Annotated in this window: 14 protein-coding genes; 5 read left to right on the top strand and 9 right to left on the bottom strand. The window is 42.2% G+C overall.

Annotated elements, in window-relative coordinates:
• The first annotated feature begins 79 nt into the window (after positions 1-79).
• Positions 80-982 (top strand): mechanosensitive ion channel family protein, encoded by a 903-nt coding sequence (locus PBT90_RS12590; protein ID WP_264810940.1) that lies wholly within the window; start codon positions 80-82, stop codon positions 980-982.
• A 54-nt stretch (positions 983-1,036) separates the two neighbouring features.
• Positions 1,037-1,960 (top strand): DUF6089 family protein, encoded by a 924-nt coding sequence (locus tag PBT90_RS12595; protein ID WP_264810941.1) that lies wholly within the window; start codon positions 1,037-1,039, stop codon positions 1,958-1,960.
• A 16-nt stretch (positions 1,961-1,976) separates the two neighbouring features.
• Here the strand turns inward: PBT90_RS12595 and PBT90_RS12600 are convergent, their stop codons facing one another.
• Complete coding sequence (locus PBT90_RS12600; RefSeq protein ID WP_333482147.1) at positions 1,977-2,366, bottom strand: GNAT family N-acetyltransferase; 390 nt, start codon at positions 2,364-2,366, stop codon at positions 1,977-1,979.
• A 146-nt stretch (positions 2,367-2,512) separates the two neighbouring features.
• Between PBT90_RS12600 and PBT90_RS12605 the strand changes: the two genes are divergently transcribed.
• Positions 2,513-3,025, top strand: a complete 513-nt coding sequence (locus PBT90_RS12605) for a RidA family protein (protein ID WP_264810943.1) — start codon at positions 2,513-2,515, stop codon at positions 3,023-3,025.
• A gap of 63 nt (positions 3,026-3,088) precedes the next feature.
• On the opposite strand, the gene PBT90_RS12610 is transcribed toward PBT90_RS12605, so the two are convergent.
• Complete coding sequence (locus tag PBT90_RS12610) at positions 3,089-3,520, bottom strand: hypothetical protein (protein WP_264810944.1); 432 nt, start codon at positions 3,518-3,520, stop codon at positions 3,089-3,091.
• 283 nt (positions 3,521-3,803) lie between these two features.
• On the opposite strand from PBT90_RS12610, the gene PBT90_RS12615 reads away from it, so the two are divergent.
• A complete protein-coding gene (locus PBT90_RS12615; protein ID WP_264810945.1) occupies positions 3,804-4,421 on the top strand; it encodes an HPP family protein in 618 nt (205 codons plus the stop codon).
• A gap of 29 nt (positions 4,422-4,450) precedes the next feature.
• Here the strand turns inward: PBT90_RS12615 and PBT90_RS12620 are convergent, their stop codons facing one another.
• The 4 genes from PBT90_RS12620 to PBT90_RS12635 are packed head-to-tail and all read right to left on the bottom strand — an operon-like array spanning position 4,451 to position 7,151.
• Entirely contained in the window at positions 4,451-5,131 is a 681-nt protein-coding gene (locus PBT90_RS12620; protein WP_264810946.1) for a hypothetical protein, read from the bottom strand.
• The gene (locus PBT90_RS12625; RefSeq protein ID WP_264810947.1) at positions 5,115-5,495 is read right to left on the bottom strand and encodes a GntR family transcriptional regulator; all 381 of its coding nucleotides are present in this window, start codon (positions 5,493-5,495) and stop codon (positions 5,115-5,117) included. Before PBT90_RS12625 ends, PBT90_RS12620 begins: the two co-directional genes overlap by 17 nt.
• 1 nt (position 5,496) lies before the next feature.
• Entirely contained in the window at positions 5,497-6,345 is an 849-nt protein-coding gene (locus tag PBT90_RS12630; protein ID WP_264810948.1) for a hypothetical protein, read from the bottom strand.
• Positions 6,342-7,151, bottom strand: a complete 810-nt coding sequence (locus PBT90_RS12635; protein ID WP_270129564.1) for an ATP-binding cassette domain-containing protein — start codon at positions 7,149-7,151, stop codon at positions 6,342-6,344. Before PBT90_RS12635 ends, PBT90_RS12630 begins: the two co-directional genes overlap by 4 nt.
• A gap of 149 nt (positions 7,152-7,300) precedes the next feature.
• Here PBT90_RS12635 and PBT90_RS12640 point away from each other — a divergent pair, with 149 nt between their 5' ends.
• Positions 7,301-7,834, top strand: coding sequence for a GNAT family N-acetyltransferase (locus tag PBT90_RS12640; protein ID WP_270129566.1), 534 nt, complete (start codon positions 7,301-7,303; stop codon positions 7,832-7,834).
• 280 nt (positions 7,835-8,114) lie between these two features.
• On the opposite strand, the gene PBT90_RS12645 is transcribed toward PBT90_RS12640, so the two are convergent.
• The 3 genes from PBT90_RS12645 to PBT90_RS12655 all read right to left on the bottom strand — a co-directional run bounded on the left by PBT90_RS12645 (position 8,115) and on the right by PBT90_RS12655 (position 13,352).
• Positions 8,115-11,429, bottom strand: a complete 3,315-nt coding sequence (locus tag PBT90_RS12645; protein WP_270129568.1) for a LamG-like jellyroll fold domain-containing protein — start codon at positions 11,427-11,429, stop codon at positions 8,115-8,117.
• Between the two features lie 383 nt (positions 11,430-11,812).
• Positions 11,813-12,631, bottom strand: a complete 819-nt coding sequence (locus tag PBT90_RS12650; RefSeq protein ID WP_264810952.1) for a ferritin-like domain-containing protein — start codon at positions 12,629-12,631, stop codon at positions 11,813-11,815.
• Positions 12,632-12,656: 25 nt separating this feature from the next.
• Positions 12,657-13,352 carry a ferritin-like domain-containing protein gene (locus PBT90_RS12655; protein WP_264810953.1) on the bottom strand — a complete coding sequence of 232 codons (696 nt, stop codon included), beginning with the start codon at positions 13,350-13,352 and terminating at the stop codon, positions 12,657-12,659.
• Positions 13,353-13,408: the final 56 nt, after the last annotated feature.

Raw genomic sequence — 13,408 nt, forward strand, 5'->3', positions numbered from 1 at the left:
GCTTTTGTAAGTTTTGGGAGAATTGTAGTAGATTAAATGCCAAATAACTAAGCAAAAGAAAAGTAGCACTATAGAAAGCATGCAAGAAGGAATTCAGGAGGTAGCCAAGGAAAAAGCGACAGGCTTTATAGAATGGGTGGAGCAAATATTAAGCTACAGCCTGGTAAACGTAGGAGAGTCAAAATTAACCATTGGCCTTATCCTGACGCTGATCGGCTCCTTCGTGGCTCTACTTATTATTTCCGAATGGATACGCCGACTACTGGTCAATAAAATACTTTCCAGGTACAAAATTGAGGCGGGCACCCGACAATCAATAGGTACCATAGTCAAGTATATTCTGATATTGGCAGGGCTTTTTTCCATCTTACAGACTAATGGCGTAGACCTGAGTGCATTTGGGATTCTGGCCGGTGCCTTGGGTGTAGGTATAGGTTTTGGTTTGCAAAACATCACCAACAACTTCATATCTGGCCTGATCATTCTCTTTGAGCAGCCGATCAAAGTAGGCGATCGCATAGAAGTGGGCGATGTATCCGGAGATGTGATCAAAATCTCCGCCAGATCCACCATGATCGTCACCAATGACAACATCACCATCATCGTACCCAACAGCCAGTTCATTGATAGTCAGGTGATCAACTGGTCACACAATGATCGAAATATCAGGTTCAACTTTCCGGTGGGCGTTTCCTACAAAGAAGATCCTGAGAAGGTCAAAAACATTTTGGTAGAGGTAGCCAAAGCCAATAAAGGAGTATTGAACACACCAGAACCTGACGTACTATTTGACAGCTATGGAGACAATAGCATCAACTTCACCCTGAGAGTCTGGTCATCTGAATACAGCAACCGACCAAAAGTTTTGAAAAGCCAATTATATTATGTGATCTTCGAAAAATTCAATGCAAACGGAATAGAAATTCCATTCCCGCAAAGAGACCTGCACCTCAAATCAGGGTTTGATAAGTTGGAAAAATAGGGTAATTTTCCGCACAGAATCCCCGATTCTATTGCGCTTATGTGAAGGCCGTTTATGAAAAAACTTCTATTTGTAATTGTTTTTCTGACCTCAACGGTAGCCTATTCCCAAAGTTTCTACCGCTTTAGATTTGAGGAACCATGGTCATTTTCTGCAAGTGCCGGCCCCACTCAATATTTTGGCGAGCTTTACTCCTTTTGGAAATATAACGAGGGCATTCAACCCGACTGGAATGTCAATATCGCCGGACATTACACCTTTGGAACCAATCTCAGAGCCCGACTGGATTTTTCCTATATCAAAATGTCCGGATCCGATCCTCCGTCAGATCCTAGGGCTTATCGAACGCCCAGAAATTTGAATTTCAGGGCTCAAAACTGGGAAGCTACCGCAATGGTAGAATATTACTGGTTTCCGGTAAAGGTTCCCAATATCCACCGCCCACTTTGGAATCCCTATATTTTTGCAGGTTTAGGAATGTCCACTAACAATCCGGAGACCCAGCTAGATGGTGAATGGATAGACCTGAGGCCACTTCAGTTGGAAAACAACCCTTACGAGCGATATATCATTACCTTTCCCATGGGTTTGGGCCTGAAGTATAAAATCAATGTGTATATGGATCTCTTCCTGGAAGGGAACTATAGATTCACGCTTACAGACTACATGGATGATATTTCCGCCTATAATATCAGTGAATTTTACCTAGACCTTGTAGATGACTATGTATCTGGTGACAATCCAAACCGTCTGAGGCTTGCCGTCCGAAACCCAAATTTCCTAGATGACAATGGGCTTCCGGATGTGGACAAAATTTTGAGAAACGGTGGAAGAATCCGCCGTGGATCCGGTCTTACGCACCGCTATGATGGATACATGACAGTAAACCTTGGCGTGGAAATTTACCTGGCTCCGGATATCTGGGATAACTTCTTCTTTAGAAATCGTGTGAACGAGAAAGCTTTCCGATTCTGGTAATCTCAAATTTGAAATCTCAAATTTCTACTTTCATCTTTATATCACAGCGACAATATTTGCCCGCTTCCATTTCAGCTTCTTTGAAACCCAATTTCTCATAAATCCTCAAGGCTGGGCCAAGCTTGGAGTGGGTATATAACACTACCTTTTTTCCTCCCAGTTCTTTGGCTTTATCCAGAATTGCCTTGGCTAGAGCCATTCCTATACCTTTTCCCTGAACGCTCGGTGACACGCCCATTTTGACCAACTCAAATTCCCCATCCGAAATCTTGTGCAAGCCAACCGTCCCCACTATTTCATCCCCTAATTTGGCGTAGATAATGGTTCCTCCTGGCTTGATGATGGTCTCCTCTGGAGCTTCCAATTGAGCCCGGTCAAAAGGCTCAATGGAGAATAATTCCTCCACCCAAGCTTGATTTATGGATTTGAAAAAAGGGCTTAATTCAGGTGAATAAGGTATTATCTCGATATGCTCCATCAGAATGCTTTTTAAAAGTTGATTTCAAAAGTAAAAAGAAACGGCTAGCTTAGAAAAAGCAAAACCACATCCCCATGAAATTTAAAAACCTATTATTGACGCTAAGCCTAGTCTGTCTATCCCCGCTCTTATCTTATGCCCAAAGCCCGGAAGAAAAACTGAAAGAACTAGGCCTCACTCTCCCGGAGATCAGCTCACCTATAGCCAATTATGTAAAGTGGCGTCAAGTTGACAACATTTTGTACTTGTCTGGAAATGGTCCTGCAGTATTCGGAAAGGTAGGTGCAGAGCTGAGTATAGATGAAGGCTATCAAGCAGCTAGAGAAACCGGGCTGGAGATCATTGCTGTATTAAAGCAAGCCACAGGCGGAAATCTGAGCCGGGTAAAGCAATTTGTAAAAGTACTGGGAATGGTCAACTCAGATCCAGCATTTACCAAGCAGCCAGCAGTGATCAATGGCTTTTCAGACTTGATGGTAGAGATCTTTGGAGAAAAAGGAAAACATGCCCGCTCAGCAGTCGGTGTTGCTGCCTTACCAAATAATATGGCCGTGGAGATAGAGGTGATCGTGGAACTCGAACAATAGAAGGCATAAAATAAAGGCGGGAAAGAAATTTAGCTCTCCCGCCAACTTGGCTTTTTTATTTGGCTACTTGATTCCGAAAAGCGTCACATGCGCCTTTCCGTTCAATATCCCTTTGGTATCATACCAAAACTCCACCGACTTCAGCTTTCTCCTACCCCCCTTTAGATCTATTATTCTGCTTTCCCCTCCCTTTGGGATTTCAAAGCGGGTATTCAGCTCTTCTGGTCTGCCTCCATCATCATATCGAACGATAATCTTTCTCATGTTCAGCGGGGAATCTGTGACCTTAAATTTCAGTCGGCGAAAGAAATCGTACGGCCCCTTCACTACGATCACGTCATGGTCTGCAGAATGAGAAGCTGTTACTGTCCCCAGTACCTTCCAGGAACCTACTCTTCCGGCTCTAGGCGTGGATACTCGCTGTGCTTCGGCGTAAGAAATGCTCAAGAACGTGAACACAGTAACTAAAAGGATAAAAACTCTAATGGTTCTCATAATTCTAAAAATTTTGGTGTCATTAAATTTAGGCAGATTACTCCAAAACGCACAAACTCAGACGGAGATAAAATAATAAAATGAGCAATAAATAAGGATACCGCTGCCTCAAAACCTAATCGTTTAGAATTCAAGGATTTTAGATTTTTTACACAGTTTCCACAATATTCAGGTCATTTTTTTCTATTTCAAACCAAAAAACCCCTGAATTTCCCAGAATTCTTGACTTCAGAAGTGATTATTGCCCATTTTTGCAAAATTGAATTTTTAGAATCAAGGTTAAATGAAGAAGCAAATTCAGCGTGGAATACGCGTTTCACGATACGTTTTTTACAAGGAAACACTCATAGATACCAAAGAACACCTCTGGTCTTTTATAGGAGCGTTTGTAGGGATAGGATTGATCACATTTTTCCATTCCAAAAGCCTAAATGGTTATGAAAACCTCTTCCTCATAGGATCTTTTGGTGCGTCCAGTGTTTTAGTATATGGCTTAATTGGAAGCCCTTTGGCGCAGCCCAGAAATCTGGTCGGCGGACATGTAGTTTCAGCGATAGTGGGTGTGACTGTAAACTTGATTTTCCCAAATACACTATGGGTTGCTGCACCTTTGGCGGTAGCTTTGTCCATAGTGTTGATGCAAATAACGCTTACGCTGCATCCACCGGGTGGAGCTACGGCGCTCATCGCAGTGATCGGTTCAGAAAAAGTAAAAGCACTCGGATATATGTATGTAATTTCCCCTGTGCTGACCGGTTCCTTGATTCTGCTGGTAGTCGCTTTAGTTTTTAACAACATCACCTCACAGCGGAAATACCCATCGCATCGGCCGTTCAAGAGAACTTTAAAAGTATTGAAGAGAAAAAGGTTAATTATGAACAGAAGATCACTCAAACTTTAACTTAAATCCACCAGTTTTATGGGTTGCGTTTATTTTTCTACATAAAATATCTTTCCGTTATTCGAAGTATCGATATCCACTTTCTCTGTTTTTCTTGAAATACTAAGCTCAGCATAATTTCCTATCGTCCCAGAAATCTCCTCAACTTCACCCAAAACATTACATTTATCATCCGTCAATAACATGCTTAAGTCTTTCACGGATTTTAAAGTTAAATCAAATTTTGGCTCTGATTTGAGTTGCAGAAATGAAAATTCAGAGCTTTCGGAAATATTTACAGTACTGTTTTCAGAATTGATCAAAAGAGAATCCTGAGAAAACCCTAACAAATTAACATTACCCGTATTACTAACGATCAGATGTTTCAAATTACCAACTAGTAAAGTGTAATTACCATTACGTGCATTGCGGATATTTCTGATGTAAAGTGTATCATTTTTCACTGTCAAATCGTGGGTTGGCTTAGTCTTAGGCTGCTCAATCCCATCTCCAATTAACTCATTATATTCCAAGCGATTGCTATCTCCAGGAACGATTTGAAGGGTCGATACCTCGTCTATATTGATTGCAGAAAAATCTGCTAAAGCATTCTCAGTTTTCACGATTTTTGGCTCATCATCCATAAATTCATACGAAATCAGCATGGTTGAAATAATACTCAGCCATGAAAATGACAAAAAAGAAAAGATATATTTATTGCTGGTTTTCATGGTCGTTGGATTGAATGGTTTGAATCAGGATTTGTAAATCCTTCGAATTGAGTTTGAGCACTTCTATCTGGTGAAGAATGCCCGGTAATTCATCATTTAAGAAGGACTGCTTTTGCATTTGGAGTAAATTTTGTTTTGCGTCAGCAGCTACGAAAAAACCGATGCCTCGTTTGTTCTCGATAATCCCCTCTTCCTCCATCAGCGTATAGCTTCTCATCACCGTATTGCGGTTTACCTCCATATCCACAGCCAATTCCCTTACTGAAGGGATCTTCTCGCCTGCTACAATTTTACCTTGCAAAATCTGGTCGGCTACCCAATCCCGGATCTGGAGAAAGATGTTTTTTGTTTCGTTAAACTCCATCTTAAACCTCCTGTTCTTTAAGTTTGAGATAAGCAATCCAATAGAAAAAGACCATTGCTACCCAAGCCAAAACAGTAAAAACAAACATCAACAACGGGGTATTTCCTAAAAATTGCGGTTGTCGAAAATGTATTTGTGAAGTAAAAATCTTTGAAGGGTCTTCAGGTATTCCTACTAATATCCATGATAAAACTATCGGTGTACAAGCAATCAGCGCGCAGAAACTTATAAAAGCCAATGGCATCAGCAATGAATTCCATTTTCCGAAAATAATGCCACCGGAAAACATCAATGAAATAAATAGTGCAGCAATCCCGAATAAGAAAAAATACGACATCAGAGGCTTATCCCAATAATAATAAAATGGAAAAATCATCTGCCATATATCCAAGTTATCAACCACTACCGGAATAGAGGAAGTACCAACGTAGGTGGTAGTGATATATGACATCTGAAACAAGCTTTTAGAAACAGATATTGCAAGAATATACATAACAGTAAAAAGAACCGGAAACATTAAGACTCTTGTAAAGAACTGCACAAAATACTTCTCTATGGCTAAGCCTGGGATCGACAGATAAACTAGCGAGGATCTTTTAGTTCGGAGATCAACAAAGCTAAATCCAATTCCAAAAATCACTAAGAATAAAAATTCCGAATAAAATAAATAACTAAACTCTGACTGGCCAAAGGTTGTAGTATATCTGTTCGCGAAAAAAATAAGGAGAAATAAACCTGTAATTATGAAAAAAACACCGAGTACACCCATCTGGTAGAACTTACGGTGCATTAAAAACTCAAAACGAAATAGATTGATTAGACGACGTGTACTAATTGAGTTAGCATTCATAGGACTTCGGGGTTTTGAGTTTGAAAAATTGATTCATTGCTTAGACTTTTATTCAGAACTGCGTTAAAAAGCAATTCAAGATTTACTGGCGTTTGAGCCTCACTCCCATTTCTTTCCCGAATAAATTGATAGCCCGTTCCATACTTTTCTACATGTATGCTGTCCTCAGGCAAATTTGGAGAAGTATTAAAAAGCAAGCGATCAGACAACTCCAACAAATCAGCATCCAACTGAACCTTCCCGGCATTTAAAATCGCAACCCGATCAATCAATTTCTCCACATCAGCCACTAGGTGCGTGGAGATAATCACCGTTTGTTCATCTTTGATATTACCAGCTACCACTTTTCTAAAGACACTTTTGGAGGGAATATCCAACCCATTCGTAGGCTCATCGAAAAGCAAAAACCTACAATTGGTGCTCAAGGCAAAGGAAAGAAAAACCTTCTTTCGCTCTCCCAGAGAAAGTTCTTTGAGTTTGACTTTCTTTTCCAGACCAAAATCAGCTAAAATCTGATCAAACTGGGAAGCGTCAAACCCTAGATAAAAAGCCCCCATGACCCTTTCATATTCTCCAATGCTCATATTTCCAGGATAAGCTACATCATCGGCGAGAAAGAAAATATCTTCTAAAAAAGCTGGCTTCCTGTCTTTTGGAATGTGCTGACCAAGTGCTATTGCGCCACTTTTAGGAAATAGCAAACCAGCAAGCAAATGAAGTAAAGTGGATTTACCCGCTCCATTTTTACCAAGTAAGCCTACCACGGATCCTTCTGGAATAGACCACTGAAGCCCTTCAAAAAGCATAGGCCTTTTGCGGTATGAAAAATCTAAATCTTTGACTGAAATTACCATAGTGTTATACTGTCATAGTGTATTATGACACTAAAGTACTGACTAATTTTGAAAATCAAACTTTTCTAGAAAGATTTTCATCAAACTCTTAAATTCAGCCTATGGATCAACCCTACCTATTTACCAGCCAAAGACTTGGCTTCCGCACCTGGCATCCCACAGACCTAGAGCTTTTTGCAGAAATGAATGCAGATCGAGAAACCATGCAGTTCTTTCAGAAAGCATTAAACCAAACTGAATCGCAAGCAATGATGGATCGCATGAATAAACTCTACCAGGATCGGGGGTATTGCTATTTTGCCGTGGAAATCTTGGAGACAAGTGAGTTTTTGGGCATGATTGGTTTAGGTTGGAAGACTTTTGAGGCCACATTCACGCCCTGTGTGGACATTGGGTGGAGAATCAGCAAGAATTTTTGGAATAAAGGATATACTACTGAGGGAGCTACCCGATGTCTTGAATACGCCAAGGAATTAGGTATCAAAGAAGTGTTTTCGCTTGCCTCCGCAAAAAACTTAGCATCGCTCCGTGTGATGCAAAAAATAGGAATGAATTACGCGTACGACTTCGAGCATCTTGATTTAGTAGAACATCCGAGATTGCAACCTTGTAGTTTGTATAAGATTGCCTTTTAGCTATTGACAGGTGGGTGGTGATCAGTGGAAAAGTTGAAAGAATCAAAGGTTCAAGGCGACAAACAGTAGGACAAAGATCTGCGGAAATCTGCGTCTTTCTATCTCCGCAAATCTGCGGGAGATTTTCAAGCAAGTCCTGGAATGTCCAGGTTCAAAAAGTCCAGTATATCAGAATCAAATAGCCGCGTTCTCTGCGTTCCCCTCTGTGGCCTCTGCGGTTAAATAAAAAAATACCACCTCCAACTTGGAAATGGCATTTATATCAAAGCAGGTTTTGATCTTATTTCGGCTTGATAATAGAAGAACCTAAAATACTTCCTCCTATCACCTCGATCTTAGAAGTCAGCAGATCTCCAGTGGACAAAACCGTAGTAGGGCGCAGTCGAAGACCTCCATCCAAAGGCAAAATAAACTGCTTGTCTTGCTTCAGCTTCTGATTTTCGTCAAAAACTTTGGTAGTAAACCTCGCATCAGTAGCTCCACCAGAAGAAATCAGATCTATCCCTTCATTGCCGGGCTTAAACTGGATTTTCAGATCCTTATTGGTATCAGCAGGCACCTTCTCCATGCGATATTGGATGGTTTCCTTTCCGATTTTTTGGCTAAACTCCAAATCGTATGTTTTGTGGTTCTTACTCAAAATCGTCACCGAATTGCTAGCCTCTCCCAAACCTTTCACATCATAAGTTTCAGATTCTCCTCTCAGAATCGGACTATGGATTTTAAACTCTCCAGTCAGATTTTTTACTGCATAATCAAACTTTGCATTTTTAGTTCCTTTGATTTTATGGATGAAATCATTTGAAAATGCCTGACCCTTTTGATAGTAAGCATGCCCATTAGATCTTGAATCCAGTCCATGGACCGGTACAAACATATTCCGTCTCAAAGAGGCCTGACTTTGCGCTAGCTTGCCTCCATCCAGGTTTTTACCCTTTGAGTCTGTGATGGATTCTGTCTCTCCGCTGTCTGCAAAAATCAAAACCGTCCCTGCCAAAATCAGCAGAATTATATCCCAGACCGGGGTTCTAGGCTCCCTGTTCAGTACATTCCAGGGCATATATTGCAGTCTACCCCCAGACCAAGCCCCTCCACTGTATGCCCTACCGTTATTGTAACTGTAGGTATTGGTACGTCGATTGATAAAAATGGAACGAGTGCCGGAAGTAATGTTAGGGTCAAAGCACACAATCTCCCAATTGTCCCCGTTCTTTTTCCACTGATGTGGCAAAATACAATGGGGTGCTCCACTGAAATCGTAATTTTGAGAGATGCAGAGAACCGGATTATTTCCACAGTTATAATGGTGAAGGGATTCCTCGAAAACTCCCACCGGATCATGCGTATTGCCAGAGATAAACTGCCCCACAAACCACCATATAGCGGCAGCTCCTACCTGGTACTGGTGCTTGATGTTAAATTCACGCTCTGTCTGATTCCAGTTAAATCTATTGAGCTGTTTACCAAATCTACTCAGGCACTTTCTGGCATAAATCCCTTCCAGTGACATCCCGAAGCAATTGCCTCCGGCTGCTAGTTCTTTGACTGCCAATTCATAAAAAGTAGATTTCAAGGAGACATGATCAAAGAAATTTGCTCCTGTAGTCACATCTCTAAATGCCGCCGCGTAAGTATTCCAACTGATGATATTAGTACCTTGATTGGGCACACCCCAGAAGTAATAATCTCGGTCTGACATGGTTCCCTGTTTAATTTTGGGGCGAACAGACCAGTCTAACCTCAAACTATGGGTTCCAGTTGAACTATTGAAAATCCCATTATTCGTTTTCATTCCCCAGGCATTGGCGGCATTCAGTTCCAAACTAAAATGCCCCAAGTTATCATCGCCTCCACCAAATGGCCTTCCATTATCACTGTCCCAAGCTTGAAAGTCGAAGAGCACTTTCTTATGAATATTGTTTGGCACAAAAGTTCTCCTCAACGTATAATTGACCGTTTTTTCGGTAGTATTGGAGTAGGTTCCGTTTTGTGGAATCACTGAGCTAAAGACCTGATGACCATTTTCCTTAGCGATGATTTTAGCATAGATATCACTATCATCTTTAAAGAAAATATCAGAATCGGCATCCCTCACTCTTATTCTGGTGATATGGATTTCGAAAGGATAACACACGTAGGTGCCGGCTGATCCGAACCATACTATGGCTCCATTTTGGAAACTGTTCATTTTGGAACCGGAGGAACCGGGCACATCACTTTCGTTGGAAGTAGGAAATCCCAAACTGCCAATAGCACCACCAATGCTATGGTATTTGGCTCGAATGGCTCCATGGACCTCAAAAGCCCCTGTAGCTCCAGACCAATAGATAGAGCATGACTCAAACTCACTCAGCTTCCCTACCGTTCTAGTGCCACTTTTCACATCTTTTTCATCCGTGAGCGGAAAGCCAAATTTGGCAGGTCCACCTAAAGCCAAATACCGGGCTAAGATGGATCCATGTACCTCAAAGGCTCTGGCAGCTCCATTTTTATAGTACATTCTACCGCCTTGAAACACCTGCTGTTTCCCTGAGGAAACTCTCCCGGCCACACCTGTAGGTAATCTCATAACAGATGAATCTTCGCCCAACTCACAATAATCCACATAAATCTGCCCGGTCACAGCCTTTGCTCCGGTAGCTGAGGACCAATAGATGGCTCCCTTACGGAAAACACTTTTGCGAACACTTGGAGAATTTCCGGCTTGCTCATCTGAAATCAACTCTCCAAGCTCCCTTTTCATCACAGTGGATAAGCTTTGGTAGTAGGCATAAATTGCCCCATACATGGCGAAAGCCCCAAAGTACCTATTGTACAAAATCGCACCCCCAGTGTAAGTTTGGATAGAACCTCCATTGGTTTCCCGGCTCAACTTCCCTGTGGGAGTACCTAGATACCTATCCTTTCGGAACTCCTCAAATTTGTAAGAAATATGCCATTGAGCAGACTCCCGATTGGCATCCAAGGTATCTTCAAGATAATTCGGGATGCCGTCATGAACTTCTAAAATTGCCATTTCTCCGGTAAATGGATGACGGGCACCATCCACCCAGGCTCCTATGAAAAGCGAGGATCCAGTCCCGGCCTTCAGCGTACCCTCTGGCAAAGCATAACTCATCAGCAATCTCCCATCTACAAATACCGCCAAGGTGTCCAGGTCATAGGCTACTTCCAGTCTACTCCAAGTGTTCAACAAGATCTCCTTGTCATACTTGGTATTGGGACCTGTCCAGCCGTAATGTGGAGAATTCACCGATACATTCAGGTAAAAACTATTGGAATTGGACCCTGGTAATAGGAAGATTGCAATCGGCAGTGAGTTGGTCTCAAACAGGTTAACCCTACTGCTTACCCTGCTGGTTACCCTGAAGATGGTTCTCACCGCAAACTGCTTGAAGTTGTACTCCGCCTTCTGTACAGATGCCCTGATGACGCTAGTACCATTAAACTGGATTGCCTGAGGGAAATTCCCCCAACCTGACACATTCCCAGGCCCGGTCACCACTGAGCAATTCCTGACGCTTGCCCGCTTACTTCCATCTGGATTTTTCACATCCAGATCATTCAGTAGATAATCAATTATTTTGGTAGACATATTGAAAAAAGTTTAGATGAACTGATAGTTAATTGACTTAGGAAAATCCTAACTCACTACAAGTTAGATTTTTATCTACTTTCCATCAACAATTCAAAATCAATGATCAGCAGTAATCAATTGCTCTAAAAATCAAATTCTCAGTAATCATAAAAAAACTCAATACCTGCGCTGTCTTGTGATATTTATTGCCAATAATCCAGAATTCACCACTGCAAATACTGTTTCAAAACACTATTTACCTTAAAAACAGCATACCTATTTTGACCTGCTCAAGCAGAGCTTAAGCCAATGAAGTGAGCCATTGGAACACCAAAAAAAAGATGCCACCTCCATCCGGAAGTGACATCTAACCACTCAACCCCAACTAATAAACCATTCTCTTAAGCCAGGAATAGCGAGGCTATCCCCAAGACTTGATCCTTGCTGAGCGGCTCATCCCATCCTTCGGAAACAGCCCCAGCATCAATACCGGTCAGATTTACCACATTTACACCCCCGTGCGTGACATTATCTTCACCAGCATAGATCGGCTGAGTCGCAGATGGTAATGATCCTATGGATGCATTGGTGATCCACCCTTTGACAGTGTCCTGTCCTTTTTTTGTCCTAAGTCTCCTGACCATAGAGGCGTGTCTGGCCTCCACGGAGTGTATAGAAAGCGCCGCAGTGAGCACGACATCATTTTCCATGGCATTTCCAGCCTGGCCTTTATAAGCTCTCACTCCGGTGTCTTCGAATGCTTGGGACAAAGCCAAAAAAGTAGGATAATCGGAGAAAGGCATAAAATTGCCCCCTGCGGTAAAGTCAAACTCAGGCTCTGCTACCGGAGTACCCATCAGTACATTACCTATCACCTCGGTCAAGAAATCCACATGGGCTTTTTCATGGTCACGGATTTTAGCAAAAATCGCAGCATCCGCTCCATCAATAACTCCGGACTCAATCCCCATTTGGTAGTATCTATACTCCAGGTGTTCCAGTGTCAAAGCGTAGTTCAATACGCCGATCAGGCTTTCTGTATCAGCTTTGGCTACTTTTGGCAGCGCGGTCATTAAGCCCAAGGGCACAGCAGCCATGGCTACTTTTTTACTCATATCTCCAAACTGGCGAAAGGCCTCTCTTCTGGAGTAAAATCTATCTTTTTCTTCCGGACTATTGGTATCCGGGCACATGGTATCAAGCAATTTTAATAAGTTCATATCTATAGTTGTTTAAGGTGGTGAATTAAGAAGAAGGCAACATACTGCCATCAAGTGGCGTGGTCACATAAGTACTGGCTGCTGTCAATACTTCCGAAAACGAAAGTGTACGCTCCAGTCCATTGGCATCGATGATATCATCTCCGGCAAAGTCTGCCGTACCCGGATTGATCAGATCTCTAATCGCCGCGGCATGCCTGGCCTCTACGGAGACGATCTTACCGGCAATCAGCAAGTAATCCACATTTTCAATGAATTGACCTGCTCCATTGTAAGCGGCCACTCCCAGGTCCTCAAAGGTCTTGGCAGCCATTAATACGGATGATCTGCTATTGAAATCTATACTGCTGAAGTCAACCGATAGGTCTTCTATGGCGGCGTCTCCCAGTGCTGCTTTGAAAAAATCTCTATGCGCTCTTTCGTGCTTTTCCAAGTCGCCCATAATCTGCTTCTCCTCTGCGCTGGCATTGGCAAAGTACCCACCTGTCATCACCGTAGCATAGAAGGCAGCTTCTAATTGCTCAAGAGCATAGGCATAATTCAAAATCCCTACATCTCCCGAACCCAGACTGACTGCTGGATTTATTGGGATCTGCTCTTCATCGTCACATCCCATCAGAAGTAATCCCGCGCCGGCTACAGAAAGTGAACTGTACTTAAGAAAATCTCGGCGATTGGCTTTTTTCACTAAAGCCTTTGGTTTGATCAAGTCATTTTTCATGTTGTGAGTGTTTAAGGTTAATAATCCGGTTTATGGTTTTCATAAAAAGGCTTGTC

The sequence above is a fragment of the Algoriphagus sp. TR-M9 genome (assembly GCF_027594545.1).
GTDB classification, from domain to species: Bacteria; Bacteroidota; Bacteroidia; order Cytophagales; family Cyclobacteriaceae; genus Algoriphagus; species Algoriphagus halophytocola.